The 20932-nt window shown below is 39.6% G+C and carries 13 protein-coding genes and 1 pseudogene; all 14 read right to left on the bottom strand.

Annotated features, from left to right (window positions below):
• Positions 1-469: 469 nt before the first annotated feature.
• The 14 genes and pseudogenes from MUO14_RS15435 to MUO14_RS15370 all read right to left on the bottom strand — a co-directional run bounded on the left by MUO14_RS15435 (position 470) and on the right by MUO14_RS15370 (position 20698).
• Positions 470-817 (bottom strand): hypothetical protein, encoded by a 348-nt coding sequence (locus MUO14_RS15435; protein ID WP_244751510.1) that lies wholly within the window; start codon positions 815-817, stop codon positions 470-472.
• Positions 818-1057: 240 nt separating this feature from the next.
• Positions 1058-1426, bottom strand: a complete 369-nt coding sequence (locus tag MUO14_RS15430; RefSeq protein WP_244751509.1) for a hypothetical protein — start codon at positions 1424-1426, stop codon at positions 1058-1060.
• Between the two features lie 478 nt (positions 1427-1904).
• Positions 1905-2834 (bottom strand): ROK family protein, encoded by a 930-nt coding sequence (locus tag MUO14_RS15425; RefSeq protein ID WP_244751508.1) that lies wholly within the window; start codon positions 2832-2834, stop codon positions 1905-1907.
• Between the two features lie 304 nt (positions 2835-3138).
• The gene (locus MUO14_RS15420) at positions 3139-4455 is read right to left on the bottom strand and encodes a glycoside hydrolase family 125 protein (RefSeq protein WP_244751507.1); all 1317 of its coding nucleotides are present in this window, start codon (positions 4453-4455) and stop codon (positions 3139-3141) included.
• Between the two features lie 11 nt (positions 4456-4466).
• Entirely contained in the window at positions 4467-7196 is a 2730-nt protein-coding gene (locus tag MUO14_RS15415) for an alpha-mannosidase (RefSeq protein ID WP_244751506.1), read from the bottom strand.
• A gap of 23 nt (positions 7197-7219) precedes the next feature.
• Positions 7220-7903, bottom strand: a complete 684-nt coding sequence (locus MUO14_RS15410) for a copper homeostasis protein CutC (RefSeq protein ID WP_244751505.1) — start codon at positions 7901-7903, stop codon at positions 7220-7222.
• A gap of 20 nt (positions 7904-7923) precedes the next feature.
• Complete coding sequence (locus MUO14_RS15405; protein WP_244751504.1) at positions 7924-9144, bottom strand: PKD domain-containing protein; 1221 nt, start codon at positions 9142-9144, stop codon at positions 7924-7926.
• 122 nt (positions 9145-9266) lie between these two features.
• A complete protein-coding gene (locus MUO14_RS15400; protein ID WP_244751503.1) occupies positions 9267-10595 on the bottom strand; it encodes an endo-beta-N-acetylglucosaminidase in 1329 nt (442 codons plus the stop codon).
• 15 nt (positions 10596-10610) lie between these two features.
• Positions 10611-13747, bottom strand: a pseudogene (locus tag MUO14_RS15395) (alpha-mannosidase).
• Positions 13748-13848: 101 nt separating this feature from the next.
• Positions 13849-15459: an extracellular solute-binding protein gene (locus MUO14_RS15390; protein ID WP_244751502.1), complete on the bottom strand. Its 1611-nt coding sequence runs from the start codon at positions 15457-15459 to the stop codon at positions 13849-13851.
• Positions 15460-15545: 86 nt separating this feature from the next.
• Entirely contained in the window at positions 15546-16433 is an 888-nt protein-coding gene (locus MUO14_RS15385) for a carbohydrate ABC transporter permease (protein ID WP_244751501.1), read from the bottom strand.
• A 19-nt stretch (positions 16434-16452) separates the two neighbouring features.
• Positions 16453-17466, bottom strand: a complete 1014-nt coding sequence (locus MUO14_RS15380; protein ID WP_244751500.1) for an ABC transporter permease — start codon at positions 17464-17466, stop codon at positions 16453-16455.
• A 248-nt stretch (positions 17467-17714) separates the two neighbouring features.
• Positions 17715-19979 (bottom strand): helix-turn-helix domain-containing protein, encoded by a 2265-nt coding sequence (locus tag MUO14_RS15375; protein WP_244751499.1) that lies wholly within the window; start codon positions 19977-19979, stop codon positions 17715-17717.
• A gap of 77 nt (positions 19980-20056) precedes the next feature.
• Positions 20057-20698: a YesL family protein gene (locus tag MUO14_RS15370; protein WP_244751498.1), complete on the bottom strand. Its 642-nt coding sequence runs from the start codon at positions 20696-20698 to the stop codon at positions 20057-20059.
• Positions 20699-20932: the final 234 nt, after the last annotated feature.

Here is a 20932-nt window from a genome sequence, read left to right as displayed (position 1 = left end):
TAGATGGGTGTGATTCTTTCTGTCTCTCTATTTTAGAGAAAACAATACTTATTGTGACCTGTGTATATTGAAACGTACTTTTTAGAATAAGAATTGCTTATATTAGCTGGTATAACAGAAGACTTGATTTCAAGATAATCTTAAAAGAAAGATTATAATACTGCTTGTTTACTCAAGTGTTAATTCGATAGTTCATTCATAATAATACTTATCCTTTGATTAATATTTCCTCAATTAAGTCACTTAAGCTAACAGCTATAAATATTGAAATACCTGTTAATATAACTAAAGATAACATTACAAACCATTTAAATAGTTGGTCAAAGCTCATAGGAATGCTCCATATATGCAAAAAGTTTTTAGGGGGCTTATCAGTTAAAAACTCCCCGAGATGTGTCTATGTTAACGACCCTCAGGGGAGATAGAGATAAATTGTCTTATTCTACTATTCTTTAGTTAATTTGAAACTTTACTCTTTATTATTCCAGGAGATTGTAACAGGTATGGTAGAACCTTCATCGAATGTAGCACAACCAGAGCATTGAGTAGTAGTTTCAATGGCCTTCTTAGTAGATGCTTGGTCTTGTTTCAATATAGTTTGGCCATCATTAATGTTTATAGTCAAGTTATCTACTTCATCTATTTTACAATTAGTCAGTCTAAAAGAGTATTTACCTGTTACATCGGTTTCATCATTAACTAGTTGAAGTTTACCTTCCCAATTATTACTTTCTCCTTCAAATATAATATAATTTTCACTACTACATCCTGAAAGAAATAAAATATGTAAAAGAAAAAATAAAATTAGATTTTTCAAAATAACCCATCCTTACTCACGATGTATATATTATATATTAATTGATATAATCAATGAACGATAGGGCTTATAATAAGCTACCATTTTATTACTAATATCTGGAGCACAAAGAAAGAATGCAAGTCTTATTCCAGATTTGCGTCCTTATGTGTAAGACTCGATGCCAAGATAAATTATCTAAAAATGAGTGCCAAGCTTTATTAGCTGTTATTCTTTAATAAAGACTCAGCATATATAAGTTTACTCATTTGTCTGTATAATTTTTAACCGGTCATAATCCATATTAATATCAAAAAACATTCTGTCCCAAGAAATAAAAATGAGAGCTTTATGTTCTTTTTCCATCTTCCCGTCCTTACCTTGAGTTTTAATATGGATCAGTAATTTACTATTCCATCCCCCAAGTATCGACTCTTTATATGCATTGAGTTGCTTTATAGTATAGCTATAATTTTTATCCTGTAGATGAATTCCAGAAACCAATAGATCCGTTACTGCCCCGGATATGTTTTCACCGTTAAAATTTGCACCCCCACTGCTCACTGCTAAAACCTTATCTACAAATTCATCGCCTTTCTTTAACATAGTTTCGTATGATATACCGACCATCGAGTATAGTCCCAATTATGCTGACTACTACAAGAATAAAAATCACGCTATCTGACCTATTTTAATAAAAAAAGTCTGTACTAAGTAATACGACTTAGTACAGACTAATTAATATCATGCCACCCATTCTTTTAGTGGAATAAATAAGTTATATTTGGGATTAAAACGCTTATATAATCGCTATCTTAAAAATCTGAGGGTACATATTAATTATATAATTTGCCAATATATATAAATATTATCCAGTTAAGCTCCAGTCATAATGTAGCCTTGCACACCACCTAAGATTCAGAATATTATTGGCTTAGTCCCCTGGTTGGTTACGTAACCATTCGACCTAAATGTAGCATACTAAAAGTTTAGGAGGGATTTTTTTGAAAAGTTATATTTACATCGATGGAGTGTACGTATAAGGAATTTAGTCTATTACTCTTGCTCGCTTTTGTAATTGGTAACGATTTTCATCCATACAATACCATCAATTCTCAACAGTCATCCATTTTTGGAAAAACAAAGCCGCAGCTCCGATCACTCCGGAATTTTGTTTTAAACCTGACGGGACAATTTCAGTTTTTCTTCCTTCAGGATTAAGAGCATAATTACTAACATAGTCTTGCACTTCCTCAAAGAGGCAGTTTCCAACTTTTGAAACACCACCTCCAATGATAATTTTTTCCGGATCAAAGGTATTAATAAGTGTAACGCAACCTGACCCAATTTTTGTGAAAACATCATTTATAAATAATGTGATTGACTCATTTCCTTGATAATAAAGGTCAAAAATTTGCTTTGTTGTTAAACTTTCGCCAATTAAAGTGGATCCAAGCCTAGCAATTGCAGTACCTGAAGCAATCGATTCGAAGCAACCATCTTGGCCACAAGTACAGGGACCGTAAGAGGGATCAATCACCATATGACCGATGTCCCCGGCATTTCCGCGTGAACCGGAAACAAGATTACCATCGACATAAAGACCTGAACCGATTCCGGTACTAATTGTCATATAGACAAAGTGATTATTTTCCTGCGCAGCACCAATCCATTTTTCTGCTAAAGTAGCAGCGTTTGCGTCATTTTCAAGCACTACAGGAACTTGAAATTCCTCTTGTAATAAATCAACAATATAAGTATTTTCCCAGTTGGGTAAGTTAGGTGGACATGTAATCACCCCGTTTTTTGCATTTAACGGGCCTGGAGCCCCTACGCCTATACCCAGTAACCGGTCTCTGGAAAACATCGTTTGATTAATTAATCCGTGGACCATCGAATACAGATGCTCCAACTTTGTTTCCACCGGAGATTGCGCATCATTTGAAAAAATTTTGTTATCGTACAGGTTACCTTCTTCATCTACAATTCCTACAGCTATTTTCGTTCCACCGATGTCAATACCTACGACATAATTCACTTTTATCACCTTCTTCTGTGTGCTTTTTATCTGTAACCAAGAACCCGACCAATTCTTCTATGTTAGCCTTTTATTATTTCTGAAACAGTTCCACAGTTACGAGCACTTTTGATAGGTTAATTGACCTTTCAATCACCACAGATCCCTAGAAGAAAAAATTCTAAATTTATTTATTAGTGGTATATTTCTATTTACTTTTCATAAAATAGAACTGCATTTGCCTAACTAAAGGAAAGTCATATTTTCCCCTCTATTGATAACGATTCAATCGAAATAAACATAACTTCAAGTCTCTTCCCGATTTCTATTTCCCCGACTCCGCAAACCCTGGGCTCCCCGGAACATAATAACCGCATGTACTTAACAGAAATTCACTGAACATGGAATTAGCCCAGGAAAACCATGGCCTTGTAAAATTGCTAGGGTCGTCAACGTCAAAGCCTTCATGCATTAAATAAGTATTTGCATCCGTCGATTTTAACAATTCCAGGATCTCTTTGCTTTCAACTTGGTCATTGGTTGTTAACCCTTGAATCGCAAGTGCGATATGCCAGATGAACCTTTCTGGTGTATGCGGACTCCCAATCCCTCTTGCGACTTTCCCTTCGTAGTAATAAGGATTTTCCCTACTCAAAATAAATCGGCGTGTATTTTGATAAACAAGGTCGTCTGTCTTACAATATCCTAAGTAAGGAACTGATAATAAACTAGGAACATTGGCATCATCTATCAAATTGTGGTTTCCAAATCCATCTGTTTCGTAAGCATAGATCGTTCCGAATTCAGGATGTTCGACCTTTCCATGGGCTTCGATCCCTGCATTTATTTCCGTGGCCAATAGATCGGACTTATCTTTCATTTCACGGTCGTCCAGAACACTTTCCGCGATTTCAGACAAATATCTTAACACAACAACAGCAAACATATTTGAAGGAATTAAATAACCATACTTACAAGCATCATCACTCGGTCGAAACCCGGACCATGTCATACCTGTTTTAGCTGTTAAGCTTCCTTTACCATTTCGTGTCAATGTGTCAGAAGCATTAGGAGCGTTTTCCCTATGAAATCGGTAAGAAGAACGTTTTTCATGCTCCTGCTCAATTTTCCATGTTTGTATGATTTTTTTTGCTGCATTTATAAATGTTTGATTGAAGTGGGAGACCCGACCTGTTGCTTTCCAAAATAAGTATGCTAATTGGATCGGATAGCATAGAGAGTCGACTTCATATTTACGCTCCCAAATAAGCGGGGTCATTTCTGTATTATCAGCATGATGTCCGTTTCCGTTCTCCTCTTTATTAAATGCATTTGCATACGGGTCATGAACAATATATTGAAATTGTCTTTTTACTACACCTTCAACTATATCTGCCACTTCCTTATCATGAACTGCCAATATCAAATACGGGCGAACTTGTGCAGCTGAATCCCTTAACCACATCGCCGGGATATCACCCGTGATGACAAAAGTTGTACCGTCATCCTTGCGTTCGACTGTTGTCTTTAGCGTATTCATAAAACCTTTTTCAAACATTTCACCGAGTTTTTCATCATTTGCAAATCTATCCTTTACTTCATTGATCAATCGAATCATTGATTCCGGAATTGTTTTTTCCAACTATTTCACCCCTAGATCTTTTTATCTGGATTTGATAGACCCAATGTGACGATTTCACACTTCCTTACGGGTATGTAGGTCTTATCCAGGTGCACATCGTCAACTTCCTCTTCCATCACATTACTCATGTAAATTCTTTCAAAGCTCGTCTTCGGCTTTAGAATAAGTTGTTGATCCTCCTTCGATAAATTGAACCACCTTAACATTAGATCCCCTGTATCTTCGGCCACTTTCATCGAGGAAAATGCAAGGTTGGATCCTTCCCATTCAATAGGTGAATCAATGGCAGGTAAATCACCTTCATGAACTCCTATTTGTTGGACACTCCACGGAACTTGGTATTGATAAGCTTCAATATAAGAGTCCGAATTTTCCTCGTGATAAAGGCATGGAATGATCTTAAACCGGACTGTGTGTTCTCCGAGACACTGGGCTTCAGGGGTCGGGAAAACACCCCAGTCTCCGAGTTCACCAACCGACCGAAGTAGAGTCAATGCAATCGTACTCCTACCATCTTGGAGAATTTCGTATTCATTCAAACCGTGATTTGTAACCGTTAAACCCACTTTTTCATTATTTACACTTACAAACGCCTGTTGATGCTGACAATTGCTTGGGTTATCCCATTCCGGAGCCGGAACATTATCGCGTTCCGCAGCTTCAAAAATCGAATCTGCCACATGAGTATCCGCTTCAATATCTGTAGGGAATAATGCCCGAACCCGGTGATCTTTCGCCTCATTGTTAAATGAGGTTTGCACCTCAAGTCCTTTCCCATTCTTTTCAAGGCTGACTAATGTCCTAATTGTTAAAGGAACTGTCTTTTCTACCCTTTTGGCTTTTCGTTCTGTAAACCATACATACTCCTTTTGTTCTTGGTCCAACAGCTCGTTTGCTTTACCAGGGATTTGCCATTCATGGGTGATTTCAAAAGTGCCTCGGAAGGGTTGGTCTTCAATCAATCGAACTTTTGCTTGCACATCTTTTGTTGTAAGCGCCTTTTCACCGTCAGGCTGTCTAAACATATACTCGTTCCCAATATCGCCACTGTCTTCATAGATACATAGATTTTCAAATGTATGGCCCCCACCTTTTTCTGTCACTGTCAGAGACCCGTTATTTTCAATTTTTAATTTGAGATAGTCGTTCTCCATTTCGCAGTCATTTATGATTAAAGAAGATGATGACTCTGATACATTCATTTCTATTGGGTCTACCCATGCAAAAGTCTGAAAACCTAACGCGGGAACTTTTTCCGCTTCAAAGGTTATACATATCCTGCGGGCCATGTACGGCTGGCGGAACTTGTCTTCCGGCAAATCATAGCCAAAAACAATTCCTAAGTCTTCAACACCGCAATCCAATTCACGACCCTTATCATCGACTAAAACTTTTTCTTCAAGATTCAATTCTTTTAACTGTTGTTTGGATACACCCTCTGAATAGTAATGGCGTTCCAAATCAATTTGTACCGAAACAACCCCGCTTCGATCCCACCCTGTTGAATTGAACACAGTAAATGGACGTGCACTTCTCCCCCACCTCGAAAAACGGCTTGTATCGATTTTTTCCGTAATAGACTGAAGGCTGTGGTCCACGATCATCTCGGTTATATGCTTACTTTTCTCAAAACGAGTTTTCATTTCACGATGGACCTCATCCACACTACACCCGCAAATGCTGTCGTGTGGATGGTTCTGCATTAATGTTTTCCAAGCATAGTTGAAAAGATGATATGGGTAATCCGTGCCAAGTAAGTGAGCATAAGAAGCTAGCGGCTCCGCAACCTTTTCAAGAAGTGTCTGGCACTGGTGATTCATTTGCTTAAGATATATTCTTGAAGACGCCGTGTTAACCAGCGTTCCCCAACCGTCCGTACGCTGACTCCTTAATTCTCCATGAATCTCTTTCAAATCCTCGGGTAACGTTTCCTGTACTGATTTTATATAATCGTTAAAATTAGAATGAATAAATTCAACCTCCGGAAACAATTGTCGTGCTGTCTGGATGGCTTGAGACAAATTCGTCTGGACAGGCTGATGATCACACCCGTTCATCATTAAAAGCTGCGGCGTGGAAGCGTATTTGACTGCCTCCTTAATTGCCTTCTGCCAATACATTGCCGCCTCTTCTTTTTCCACAGGAACTTCATTTCCGTTGCTATACCAATTGGCAAATAAAATTCCGAGTACAGAGGATTCATCGGGGCCTTTCCAGATCATTTCTGAATAAGGAGACTCATAGTTTTCAACTTCCGCCACTGTATTGTTAAAGCCGGTGGGTTTTACCCCTCTACCGAAAACCGCCGTTTCAATACCTGCTTGCTTTAGGATTTGCGGTGCCTGTCCCATATTGCCGAATGAGTCTGGAAAATAACCGACCTTCGCTTCCTCCCCATACTGTGACGCATCTTTGCGACCAATAAGAAGATTGCGTATATTCGCTTCACTGCTTGTTAGAAACTCGTCCTGCAAAATGTACCATGGCCCAATGTGAATGCGCCCTTCACGAATATATTTTTCCAGCTTTTCCTTCATCTCAGGACGGACCTGTAGATAGTCTTCAAGAATAATTGTTTGTCCATCAAGATGAAAGCTTTTATATTCTGAATCCTTATCCAGTGTCTTAAGCAAAGTGTCCATCAGCTTAATTAACAAAACATGATGTTTTTCATAGGGTAAATACCATTCGCGGTCCCAATGGGTATGAGAAATAATGTGTACAATTTTCTTATCCGACATAGATTGAGAAACCTCCACGTAAATTAAATTATCATTGTTGAAATTTCAGAGATTTTTTTGGGATCCATACGTTCCGTAGACTTTCCGCCGCAACGGACACCTGAACCCAAGTGGACCTCCTGAACCTCTGTGTGCTGCACAAATGCTTCTAAAGAATTTACAGTTAACCCATTTCCAGCAATAATTGAAAGATGCGTATCCCTTGCAAGACTCACTAGCTTTGTGATTTGCGGTACTGCTTCCAACGCACTTTTTTTACCGCCTGAGGTTAATATACGATTAACTTCTGGATACTTGAGCAATGTCTGTAAGGCCTCCTCCTGATCTGAAACTTCATCAAAAGCCCTATGAAAAGTGATATCCAAATCTCCTGCTAAGCAGATGAAGGTTTTCAGCCTTTCCTCATCAATCTTCCGTTCACCTGTTAATACACCGATGACAATTCCAGATGCACCAAGACGGCGAATGATTTCAATATCCTCGCATATAATTTGAATCTCTTCATCGTCATAGCAAAAGGAATAATGATGAGGGCGGACCATAACATGTACTGGTATGTCAACTGCCTGAACAACTTCTTTGATTAGGCTGTAACTAGGAGTCAATCCGCCTTCTGTTATTCCGGTAATCAGTTCAATGCGGTCGGCGCCGTGCTCGAAGGCTATTTTAGCCTCATTTACATTTGTCGCAATGACTTCTAGAAGCATAGCCACCATCCTAACGAAAATCAGTTTTTAATTCCATAAACCTCAAACTCATAAATACGAGTTGTGGAACCACTTCCCTGGCCTGCTTTTGTAATCTTCAACCTTGCATATTTCGCGTTTGTTAGAGGAACAGGATGGTGACTTACAGCATATTTGTTTCCCTTTACCTCCTTAACCTCAGTCCAATGTTCTCCGTCCTGGCTGATTTGAAGCTTAAAACCACTTGTGTTAAAAGAAGCCGATTCGCCACCTGCTTCAGCATGCTTGACAACAAATTTGCTGACAAGATATTCTCCCCCCAAATCAATAGTTAGCCAGTGTGGTTCCTCACCGAGTGCACACCATTTGCTGCTGGGATCTCCGTCAACAGCGTATTTCGGCTGTTCTGTTTTGATACATGCACCGTCGGCCGAAGCCGGTTTACCCTGTGCAATATTCGTTGCTTCATCGGCCTTCTCACTGACTGTAATTAATGCCTCTTTTGTGATAACATCCTCACCTTCGCTATTTTTGGCTGACAACGTTACACTGTACGTACCCGGTTGTTCATAGGTTACGACAGGTTGATCTTTTGTGCTTGTCGAAGGGGTGCCCTCCGGAAACTCCCAAGAAAGTGTTTCGGTCACTTCTGAGGACTGATTAAAAAATGTAACTTTTTCTCCAGGGGTAACAAAGGTTTTATCTACACTGAAATCAGCGGTTGGCTCAGGGTACGGAGGCCATTTGAAATTGACACGTGCCGTTTCTCCGTGCCTATATTGTTGGTCAATAGCGACAACCTCAAACACGGTTTCATCTTCTTTTGCAATTCTTCTAAACTGCTGAACGTAGTAAACATGATTAGGGGTTGCACCAAGGAACTCTTTTGTTCCGTCAGGCTTGATGCGATAAACTTCATACCTTTTTACATCCGTGTCGCTAAGTCGATCCCACTTGATTCTTGTATCAGCATAAATACCGTCCTCAAAATCGACATCAGTAACCTTCAGACCAGAGACTGTAGGAAGAGAAGCGGAATTCTTCCCTATCTGTGCTTTTCTAACCGATAGCTGTCCGATATTGATCGTATAGTCTTCAATCTTTTTATTGCTGTCAAAGTACAATGAAATCGCCGCAATTTGTTTGCCTCGAAATCTTTCTAGCGGAATAGTTTCCGTATACCAACCGTTTGGATTCGTCTTTTTCGTTTTGAGAAAGACAAATTCTTCGGGGTTTTCTTCGAAAGACAAGCCCACTTTCATGTGAGAATGCTTTGAAGATGTTTTGTAAGTGATAGAAAGTTCTGTATGTTTTTCTACTTTTAAATCCGTTTTGTATAACTTAAGATGCGTTGCATTCTGTTCACTTAAATCACCCGAGACCCTTAGTGAACTCCCCCATAATAGGCAGTCTTCCAATCCAAGCTTGGTTCAAGGGCTTTCCCATCACTATCCGCAATCCAGCGCCATGTTGGGAGAATGTCTTGAAGGCTTCGATTATTCCATTCCGCCTCTTTTAGGATTTCCCCTTTGACTGCGAACATTTCACCATTGCCGGTATTAAAGTTTGTCGTGAAAGGAAGCTCGTTGATTGATGATTTTGCAACGATATAATTTGCGATTCCCTTCCAATCTGAAACGGTTTCCGTATTCGTCGGATCTCCGTTTGGCCCCACCCAGAAGTGATTTGCTTTTGTGTAAAATTGCTTCTGATTATCAGAGCTAGTGAACGTCCAATCAGGTCGATACATCCCAAGTGAAACATTCGGATTTTCCCCATCTGGGAAAAGACCATCCCAGGCAACATCGGTATGATATCCATCCGCTCCTACATTGATTCCGGCAAATAAATCATATGGACTTCTGCCAAGACTCAATGCCTTTTCACTAGAAACTTGCATATCTTCCCACCAGAAATTAAGAAACATACTGTCAGATACTTTTTCCGTCTTGTCTTGAAAAAACATATCATTGGCATTTGTAAGTGCATTTTGCCAGTTAACCTTACCGCTTTCCGTCATCGCGTCGTACCACATGACATGCATACCTTCTGGTTTGTTTTTTTGAAGATACTTCAAAAATTTCTGCATCCTATTTGCAGTTTCTTCATCACCTCCTGCCGTTTCCTGGTTAATAAACCAACCATCAAAACCATAATACTCAGCAACTTCAATTAATTTATCAGCAACAGGGAATGAGCCGTCAGATCGCTGTTGAAGAGTTTCCTTTACCCATTCAAATTTCCCTCCGTAATATTCTGGCGGAAAAAAGATTGTTCCCAATACCGGAACACCGTTTTTATGAGCAGCATCAATGACGTCTGCACTTGGCGGGACAATAATCCCCTCACCCGCTGATCCTCCCCAATAAACTAGTAAATCTGTGTACTGCCAGTAGTTGAAAGCATAGACTTCAGAATCACCGGAACCTTGTGAAGGCACGCCGCTGGTTGTTGGATTCATTGCCGAGAGTGCCACAACTTGTGGGGCGTTCATTGCATGTTCGTTCACCTTGTATCCTTCAAATCTATCTTTTAGCGGAATAGTCCCTCTGTTGAAAGGCGCATCTATATTTTCTTCTGGGTTCCATTTCAGCAACTGTTCAGGATACCAATACGGTGTATAGGGTTGTTGAGCATAAGAGTGCGATATAAATCCGATGAGTGTGATAATAAAGACCACTGAAACCAACAAGAATTGGTTGATAGATTTCATATTTTTTCCTCCAATTTAATGTTCAACTTCGAGAATAAAAGTTTTAATCTCATAGGGCTTAAACTTAGTGGAAATAGGGCCGTCAATATTTTTTTCACCAATCGGCCGTTCCCTTAAGTCACACTCTTGCCATGATAAAACCTTCATATCACTACCGATCTCAAGCTCCCCTCTGCGCCCCTCAAATTCATGGAGGCGAAGTACAATCTTATCTGTTTGCTCCGCTTTCTTAACGGCATCGACCATCACATTGCCAGCAGAACAATCGAAAAGCGAAAATTCTCCATAGTCACCACTGCCTTGTACATAGGTTAACGGACAGTTCAAATCCCACGCTTCACGGACTGTATGTCCCTCTTTCCAATCACCAGAATGAGGAAGGAGTGAATACGTAAAGTAATGTTCACCCCGGTCCGCCTGAGGATCCGGATGGACAGCAGATTTTATTAATGACAACCTTAGAACATTATCCTTAATGTCATATCCATACTTACAATCATTTAAAAGACTTACACCATACCCCTCTTCCGACAAGTCTGCCCACTGGTGGCCGACCGTTTCAAAACGAGCATAATCCCAACTCGTATTCCAATGCGTTGGCCGTTTGACATTTCCGTACTGAATATCGTAAGTCGCTTCGGTAGTACGAATATCAACTGGGAAAGCCGCTTTTAGCAAGCGTTGCCGTTCCTGCCAATCAACATATGTCTTAAAATCAACCCGCTTATGATTCGCGTAAAGAACCATGTCCTGTTTTACAATGGAGTCCATGTATCTCCATTCAAACCGAACGATAGCTTGCAGTTCGCCTGTCTCAATAAGATCAGCAGAAACAAGATTAGTAATTTCATCCTCCGATTTTTGGAGATAAAATAAATCAATGTCCCAGGCATCATGGGCTAAAGGCTTGTCTTCAAACACTTGCAATATATTCCCGCGCGCTCCAGGAGATAATACTTCTCTTTTGTTGACAAGGTCATACAGCTTAATAATCTGACCATCTTTGTTCCATTCAATTTCATAAAACGGTGTGATGATTCCAAACTCCTTAGCTGTAAACGGGGAGTTCTGCCGCTTTTGCTTTTCTTCCTGTTCAAAGACCAAAGTAGAATATCCCATCGGCGGCAAATCTATAGCTTCGACTATCCATTCTTGACTCAGACGTTGGGCTTTTAACTCCCTGCCCTGAACGTCTTTCCACTTCCCGTCTACTAAATCATCAACATTTGAGATACGCACAAGGCCGTCTCTGTTCCACGATGAGGAATTAAATACTGTGAATGATGTTTTGTTTTTTTCAGCTAATTTCTTAGCCTCACTCCTCCATACATCTATTCCGATTTTTTCAGCCTCTTCATACTCTACCGATGAATCCTCATAAACTTCTTTAATAGAGGATCCGGGAATAATATCGTGAAATTGATTGCGCAAGATGATTTTCCATCCGTTATTTAATTCCTTTTGCTGGTATGAAGACATTCCCTTCCCGAAAAGGCAGCTTAATACATTTATCCATTCTGTTTCACGATATAAAAGTTCCAGTTTTCTGTTCATTTTCTTGTTATAGCCCTGACTAGTATAAGTGCCGCGGTGATACTCAAGATACAGTTCACCATCCCATGTATGGACATAGCTCTCAGTATTGTCCACTGTATCCTGCAACTTTTCAAAGAAGTCACCAGCGTTACTTGTTTTTACATTTGGCAAACCAGGCATTTGATCGACACGACGCCTCATTTCCAACATCTCACGATTGACACCGCCCCCACCATCTCCATAACCGTATGATAAAAGAAGATCCTGATTAATATGCTTATCTCTGTACGCTTCCCACGTTTCCTTGACAATTTTAGGTGTAATTTTTCCGTTATAGGTATAAAACCATGATCCCGGCTCTGACCATGGTTCTGTCGTCGTAATAAAGTGAGTCAGGATTTCGGTTCCATCAATACCGCGCCATTTAAAGGTATCATGAGGCATACGGTTATACTGGTTCCAACTGATTTTCGTTGTCATAAACGTATCAATACCAGTCTTTTTCAAGATTTGCGGCATTGCCCAACTGTAACCAAATACATCAGGTAACCACAAATAACTGCATTCCTTTCCAAATTCGTCACGAATAAAATTTGTTCCCATTACGATCTGTCTTACAAGCGATTCTCCCGAAGGAAGGTTGCAGTCAGCTTCCAGCCACATCCCCCGTCAACTTCCCATCTCCCCTCGTCAACCCGCTTTTTGATTTGTTTGTACACTTCTGGGTAGTCATTTTTAAAATATTCATATAATTGTGGTTGTGTTTGGAGAAATGTATACTCCGGAAACATGTCCATTAAACGTAAAACAGTTGAAAAGGAACGTGCCGATTTTTCACGGGTATGCCTTAATCTCCATAACCATGCCACATCAATATGCGTATGACCGACACAATGAATTGTAACCCCATGACACTTTTCCAAAGCGTCTAGCCCGCTTTTCAAACAATCCCGTGCTCCATAAATAGATTGATAGAACTCCGTTGATCCGGGTCTGGACCAGTCGATTTCATTAAAAGCTTTATCCAGCACGGCGACAAGCTTACTTCGTTCGGGTTGATGTTGATCAAGTACGTTTACCGTCTCGAGTGCAACTTTTGCGTCATAGTAAAAGTCATCTGTTTCCTCGTCGAGCCAAGCAATTTCAGCCCTATCGAATGAATATTCCTGCTCAACGGGCATTCCACCACCTTCCAACCCCGACCACAACCGAAAATCAAGTAACAAGCTTTTTCCATAAACATCTCGTGGGAAAAATACTTCCTTATGGTTAGAATCAACACCCTGGTAAGGCTCACCGTTTAGAAACAACAAAGATTCAAAACCTGAATTATTCCCTCCCCCAGTTCTTCCGAAATCAAACAATCCCAACACTTTTCTTCCGGACCATGATTCAGGGACTATTGCCTTGGCTGAAAGCCATGCATATACATCCCTACCTTTCCATGTATCGCCTACCTTCACTGTCAACGATTCGACCTGCTCTGGGGGATAACTTCCAACTTCCTTGTCTTCATCAATCGTGAACTGAAGTTCTGTTAATTGAATCGGTTCTCTATATCGATATTTCGCTAACTCATGAATACGGTTCTCTATTTTTCTTTCTGTAAAAAACATAACAACCCACCCTATCGCTTAAAATTATTCATACAATTGATCAAAGCTGTCTCCCAAGCGGAAAAAAGCAGAACCCCCCTGAACCAGGGGTTCACATAGCATTACTTATTCTGGTAACGTTTATATGCCTCTGAGTAAATATCGACGAGTTGATCAACATTCATATCCTTAATTGTTTTGACATAGCTGCCCCAGTCGGACAATGGCTTTTGTCCCGTAATAAATTTTGCTTCCATCTGTACTACATAGGTTTCCAAATCGGAAAGGATGCGGCTGACCGTCTCAGATTCTTCTTTAGTTAAGAAAACAGGTGGAATTGGGACCTGGCCATACGGACGAATTTTCTCCTCTGTTTCTGAATAAGTAAACTGGGTGAATTTATCATTCCACCCCTTTTCATCTTCTTTCCGGAACCACGTTGGCGCGGCGATACCATAGGCCGGGGTCAAGGTCCCGCGGTATTCCTCACCACTCTCGAAACCTTTCGGCGGCTCAAGATGGGTCCGGATATTTCCCTCTTTATTTTCCCACTCCCAGAATCCACCTTCTTCTCCATAATGGAGGAAATTAGATCCCCTTTTGTCGTATGAATAATCGACCCAGCGAATGGATGCAGCCGGGTGTTCATTTTTATTTGTAATTGAAAATTGACCTTCGTCAATTCCAGTGCTTATTGGAATAACCGGTTCATCTACATTCGGTCCTTTTACCGGATACATCATTGGGTTATCCGTACTATCACTAGGACCACCGAGTGTAAAGTGCGGGAACCAGTTGGAAAACAACCCAACCTGGTTATTTTTCCCTTTAGCATTCTTTTGTTCATCAGTTTGGGAGAATGTTTCATGGTCGAGAAGATTTTCTTCCCAGAGCTTATTCATATACGTTAAGTACTTTTTATAACCTGGCTGAATCGGAGCATACATGACTTCCCCACCTATGACTTCGATACCAGGATAACGTTTGTCCGAAAGATGGCCGAAAGCACCTAAAAACCACTGGCGAATATCTTCAATTCCAAAGCCCGTCAATGGGATTTCATCTTGTTTTCCATTTTGATTCGGATCTTCGGTTTTGAACCGTTTTAAAAGATGATAAAGTTCTTCTGTAGTTTTCGGTAATTTTTTTACATTAAGGTTTTCCAGCCACTCTCCATTGAACCACATCGGCCCGCGATCCCACGGTAAAGACTGGTTTACGTACGGAAGAGAATAAATGTGTCCATCCTGTGTCGTAATCGCTTTTCTTACGTCAGGTTTCTCTTCGAGCATTTTTTGAATGTTGGGGGCAAATTTTTTGATTAAATCTTCAAGAGGAACTAATAAACCTTGACTGCCGTATTTCACTTGTTCTTCTTGAGTAAGCGAAGATCCGTAAAAGATGTCCGGTAGATCACCACTTGCAAAAGTCAGATTTTTCTTTGTTTCTATACTATCCGAAGGCGGTGTTTTAAAATTAAAAGTAACGTTGGTCTTTTCCTTCATCTCTTTGAAAAATTGCATATCTTTCCATTCGGTTATTCCGATATTCGGTCCAAACAGGGTCAATTTGATTTGTTCATCAACAATTGGGTACCCGGTTTCATTAAATAACTTTGAAGGCTCCTTTACCTTCGTTTGTTCTTCATCAGAAGAGGATTGCTTATAGAAACACCCTGACAACATCGATAACACAAGAACAATTGACAACATTCCGAAAAAAGTTTTTTTCATTAATATCCTCCTGGTATAAATATTTATTTCCCCATGATCATTAACAACTTACAACATCCCCGGTCTCATCACCCCAACTCAATATTTTAACCTTTGAGAGAGCCGATCATGACACCTTTGACAAAGAACCGTTGCAGGAACGGGTACACAATAATGATGGGGAGCGTTGAAACGATCATTACCGCATATTTGATAATTGCAGCGAGTTCAGCTTTATTTGCCATTGCTGTTGCGCCAGCAGTGCCGGAGGACATTTCCTGTAAGACAAGAATTTGCCTTAACACGAGTTGCAAAGGGTATAAATTTTGATCTGACAAATAAATCAAAGCATTGAAGTAGTTGTTCCAGTGACCGACCCCATAAAATAACGCCATAACAGCAATGATTGGGGTAGATAAAGGAATAATGATTTTGAAAAACATTTTTGTTGTTGAACACCCATCCATAATCGCCGCTTCCTCTAATTCCTTTGGTATGGAAACCTGGAAAAACACGCGGCAAATGATAATGTTCCATATAGCTGCTGCATTCGGCAGAACCATTGCCCAAATCGTATTGACCAATCCCAGCCCTTTCACGAGCAGGTAGGTTGGAATTAACCCCCCACTGAAAAACATCGTAAATACAAACATCGCCATAATCACATTTCTTCCAGCAAAATCCTTTCTTGCCAGTGCGTAGGCCGCAGGTAGTGTAACAGCCAGGTTAATCGCCGTCCCGAGAACGGTATACAGAATTGTATTGCGGTAACCAATCCAGATTTGCTCATTTCCAAAAACCCTCTTATAACCTTCAAAAGTAATACCCTTGGGAAACAACCACATCTTTCCCTGACTAACCAAATTCGGATCACTTATCGAGGCGCTTACAATATAGATAACTGGATATAAAACAATAAGCAAAGCCACAGTTAGGAAAGCATAATTGAATGTTTTAAAAATCCGGTCTTGCTTAGTATCTTTTATCGCCGACATACCAACTCTCCTTTCTGGATTACCATAGACTTGTCTCGCTTCTTTTTTTCGCAATTTGATTCACTGCGATGAGCAGAATCGCATTGATCACAGCATTAAACAGACCGACAGCAGAAGCAAAACTGTATTGTGCATCAAGAATACCACTCCTGTACACAAACGTTGCAATAACATCAGAGGATTCCATATTCAACGGATTTTGAAGCAATAATATCTTTTCGAAACCGACAGCCAATAAATTTCCTGTATTTAAGATCAGTAATATAATCATTGTCGGAATCAGCGCCGGAATGTTGATGTACCAAATACGCTGCCAGCGTGAGGCACCATCGACAATTGCAGCTTCATGTTGCTGAGGGTCGACGCCTGCTAAAGCAGCAAGGTAAATAATTGTCCCCCAGCCGGTGTTTTGCCATACATCTGAGAAAACGTAAACGGTTTTAAACCAATCGGGATCAGACATAAACGAAATCGGATCAAAACCGAATAAGACAATAATATGATTGATGATCCCTGTTGCGGGTGACAGAAAAGCTATGATCATCCCTGACATAACAACCACAGAAATGAAGTGAGGAGCATAGGTAATTGTTTGAACACTGCGTTTAAATAGGTTGTCCTTTACTTCATTGAGTGCCAAAGCAAGAATAATCGGTAAAGGAAATCCTACAGCCAGTGAATAAAGACTGATACCCAGCGTGTTTTTAATCAGGTCCCAGAAATAATAAGATTCAAAAAAGCGAGTAAAATTTTCAAATCCTACCCAAGGGCTCCCCCAAATGCCCTCTGACGGAATAAAGTCCTTAAATGCAATTTGCGCACCATACAACGGAATATAATGAAAAATGGCAAAATAAAGGACTGCAGGAAGGACAAAAAGGTACAGTTCCCAATTCTGTAAAATCTTTTTCTTTTTTTTCTTTTTCGGACGCGGTTTCGGCCTAATTCTGTGAACTTTCTTTTCGTGCTCCACACCCTCGGCAACCGGATCTAGATTCGCCTGCTGTGTCGTAGCTTGACTGTTGTTGTTCATTTGGAACTTAATCCCTCCTTTGATTTTTGTAAATTTCCCATGTGACTTTCGTGAATTTTCTTGAAATTAATTTTATTGTAGCTACGTCTAGTGAAAATTGTAAATATGTCGTTTTTGCAACGATGTGTAAAACTTTACAATCCCCGTTATCATAGGAGTCGTCAGAATAAAAAACACCGTATCGTTGACTTAACGATACGGTGTTTTACTTTGTGGTATTTATAAAGTTATCTCTTTTATTATTACTCTTAAGCATATAACTTTCTGAATTCTCCCGGTGTAACTCCTTCGGCTTTTTTAAATTTCCTAGTAAAATTCGGAACGTCCATATACCCGACTCCCATTGCAATTTCCTTGATGGACTCATCCGTTTCTTTTAACCGGCGCTTAACTTCTTGACTTCTTAATTGCCAAACGTATTGAGTAAAAGTAGCTCCAGTTTGTTCTTTCATAAATCTACTGAGGTATGAAACAGAAAGTTTAAATGATTCAGCCGTACTTTCAAGACTGAAATTGTGGGTTTTATAAGATTTCCGAATATATTCTAAGATTTCGCTTCGTAACTCATGATTATGACTGTCTTTTTTCTTTTCGACTTCATTACAAACAGCAATCACAAGAGAATGTATTTTTTCATGGAGGTCTTCAAGCGAGTCATATTCAACAAGTTCAGAAGCCCGACTCATGTATTGATGCATCCCCATTTCAGCAGTCGCCCTTAAGACGGTATTGATGATATCAAACAACAAGCACTTCAGTATATGAATCGGCAATTCTCTTTCCGTTAAACTTCCTATCATGTTCTTTACAGCTTCACAGGCAACTTTTTGGTCACCTTTCTTCAGACCTTGCACAAACTTAATTTGTTGGTCCTTCGGATACCAAACATCTGGTTCCTCCTGGCGAACTAAATCCCCGAAGAAAATAACACTACTCTTTCCGTTCACTAGCTTGTACTCTACAGCTGCGGATGCTTCAATGAAAGAACGGTTAATCTGATCGATTCCACCGCAAATGCTACCTACGCCAATCGTTGGAGAAACCCCACAGTCATTTTGCAACAAGCTTTTGACCTGAAATGCAAACTCCCTGCTGCGTTCATTTAAATTCCCCACTTTGCTTTCCATGTTTACAATTAAAGCAACAGTATTATCATAAAAGATCTCGATACCATAACCGACAGCCCCTTTAAAGGAAATTTCCGTAAATAATCGGGAGATACTTTCCCTGATTTTCACCGAACCTTCCCCGTTCGCTTTTTCATTATAAGAAATAACTAAAACAAAAAAATGCCTGTCTTCTACTGAGATATCCAAAGTTTCAAGCCAAGAATGGAAATCTCGATTATTCTTCACATCGCCCTTTAACATCCTCATTAAGCACTGCTCTCTAACAAACGGCTCCTGTGAATCGACTTTTTCACACAAATCCTTTTGGTCCTTAAACATTCCGACAATCGTTTCCCTGAGACTGTCCAGCTCATTCCTTTTTTTCTTTCCCTGCACATCAGAGTTTTTCTTACTTACGTATTCAAAAAGACTTTGGATCGGCCGATAGTGTTTTATGGAGAGAACCGTAGCAGCCACTAGACCGGCAACCACAATCAAAAGCAAAGTCATTATAATTAACGTTTGCGCTTGTGCAAATTTACTGAGGAATTGTGATGTCGGCATAGCTGATACGAAGGTCCATCCGCTGACTTTCGAGTTTACCGTGACAAAAGAATACTCCTTATCATCAATTTCAGCTGTATGAATCCCTGATTCACTGGATGCCAGCGGGTCAAAATTATTCTCGTTAATCAAATTACCATTACTCTCAGAAGTAAGAATCCTATTTTTTTCATCAAAAATATAAACGTTCTCTTGAAATTCCCCCAAAATATTCTCTATTAATCCTGTTATAACGGATTCTTTAATTAGAAACATAACCGTGCCATGTGATACTGGATCATTGGGAGGAATTGGATACAAATATGTGATAAACCGATTATGGTCGTTATTATTAATCGTTACATTATCTGCTGGCAGCACTACAGGCTTTTGAATAGAATTAAGGTCATTAATCAGCTCCTCCTTCTTCCAGTGATCAAAATGATAAATACTTTGCGCAAAGGTCTCAAGGGAATTTAATCCTTTGGAAGAGTAAATAACATCGTCACCTTGATAATAAAGAAAAAGCTCTTCGATGATTGAACTGTTTGCTTTATATTTTTCCAATTCCTGAATCGCTTCACTTCCGTAATAACCGTGACTTACCATATAGGGAGTCAGCTGGGGGTCAAATGAAATTCGAGCAGCTATTTTCCGTAGCTCTTTCATTCTTGTATCGGTCATGTCCTTGACTTGTTTTAACTTATTAATGTTGGACTGCTCTATTTCTTCTTTCAAACTAACAACTGAATTGTGATAGACCATCACACTCATTGCAATAAAAGGAATCAAAAAAATAATTAAGTAAGAAACAAAATATTTATAAAATAGGCGGGACTTTATTTTTTTAAATTTCCCCATTACAGGCCTCCCCCTTGAATATGTAAAATTGGATGAACACCTTGAAAACGCTTACTTTTTCCAATGAAAATATTTCATTAAGACCGTTCTTTATAAGGTATATTGATCCGCGCCTTCTGCTCAATCTTTTCAAAAGCATGAATGCCGATCCACATTAACAGATAGCTTACAATTGTACTGCCAACAAAAAATAAAAACACGGGGATAAAACGAAAAATGTAAAATAGCACCAGTAAACTGACTACCATCGCTAAAGCTTCCAAAGGTCTCGCAAGTGCAATCAGAAATGCTTGTTTTAAGTATGAGAATTTTCTGAGCCGATAGTGTACATATACAGGGATGGAGAACAAAACCGTAATGATGTAGATACAGCAAAGGAGTATCAAAAACAAGTGAAGGAAGAACGATTCGATCTGGGTTAACGAAATATGCAAATCAAAATAAAGAAACACTCCTATAAAAAGATACACACCCCCTAATAGGTTGGTCTCCAGAAAGGTTGATTTAAAGGTGTTTACAAACGTCTTGAAGATTGGCATATCCGTCTCATGCATAATCCACTTTCTGACAACAGAAAATAAGGCAGCTGTTGCAGGTGCTAGTCCAAATACAACGAGACCTGCTAGGACAAACAGCACCCATAATAAGTGAAGATACATTGCCCACGCTACCCACTGACTAATGCTATAAAGCCAATTCCCTAGGCTTCCTTGGCGCATAAAAATCCACTTCCCCACTTTAAGAATAAATTTTGTTAGGTGATTTTAACAAAATGTTATTACGACTTTTATCTTAATATAACAATATAAAATAGACATAAGTTTTGTCAATATGTCAATTAATTACTACCTCCCAAATTTACCAAGAGCACGTCTTAAAAATAATCTTGAAGATTCTCAACAAAACCTATAAAGTTGTAACTAACAAATGTATTTTTTAACCTAACAAAATTA

The organism is Halobacillus shinanisalinarum (assembly GCF_022919835.1).
GTDB classification, from domain to species: Bacteria; Bacillota; Bacilli; order Bacillales; family Halobacillaceae; genus Halobacillus_A; species Halobacillus_A shinanisalinarum.
This window is presented reverse-complemented; position numbering and strand designations above follow the sequence as displayed.

What these genes read in the sequence shown, in the direction of transcription:
- MUO14_RS15380 (WP_244751500.1), bottom strand. Translation starts at nt 17,466, where the DNA reads ATGAACAACAACAGTCAAGCTACGACACAGCAGGCGAATCTAGATCCG.
- MUO14_RS15390 (WP_244751502.1), bottom strand. Translation starts at nt 15,459, where the DNA reads ATGAAAAAAACTTTTTTCGGAATGTTGTCAATTGTTCTTGTGTTATCG.
- MUO14_RS15375 (WP_244751499.1), bottom strand. Translation starts at nt 19,979, where the DNA reads ATGGGGAAATTTAAAAAAATAAAGTCCCGCCTATTTTATAAATATTTT.
- MUO14_RS15400 (WP_244751503.1), bottom strand. Translation starts at nt 10,595, where the DNA reads ATGAAATCTATCAACCAATTCTTGTTGGTTTCAGTGGTCTTTATTATC.
- MUO14_RS15415 (WP_244751506.1), bottom strand. Translation starts at nt 7,196, where the DNA reads ATGTCGGATAAGAAAATTGTACACATTATTTCTCATACCCATTGGGAC.
- MUO14_RS15370 (WP_244751498.1), bottom strand. Translation starts at nt 20,698, where the DNA reads ATGCGCCAAGGAAGCCTAGGGAATTGGCTTTATAGCATTAGTCAGTGG.
- MUO14_RS15405 (WP_244751504.1), bottom strand. Translation starts at nt 9,144, where the DNA reads ATGAAAGTGGGCTTGTCTTTCGAAGAAAACCCCGAAGAATTTGTCTTT.
- MUO14_RS15385 (WP_244751501.1), bottom strand. Translation starts at nt 16,433, where the DNA reads ATGTCGGCGATAAAAGATACTAAGCAAGACCGGATTTTTAAAACATTC.
- MUO14_RS15410 (WP_244751505.1), bottom strand. Translation starts at nt 7,903, where the DNA reads ATGCTTCTAGAAGTCATTGCGACAAATGTAAATGAGGCTAAAATAGCC.
- MUO14_RS15430 (WP_244751509.1), bottom strand. Translation starts at nt 1,426, where the DNA reads ATGGTCGGTATATCATACGAAACTATGTTAAAGAAAGGCGATGAATTT.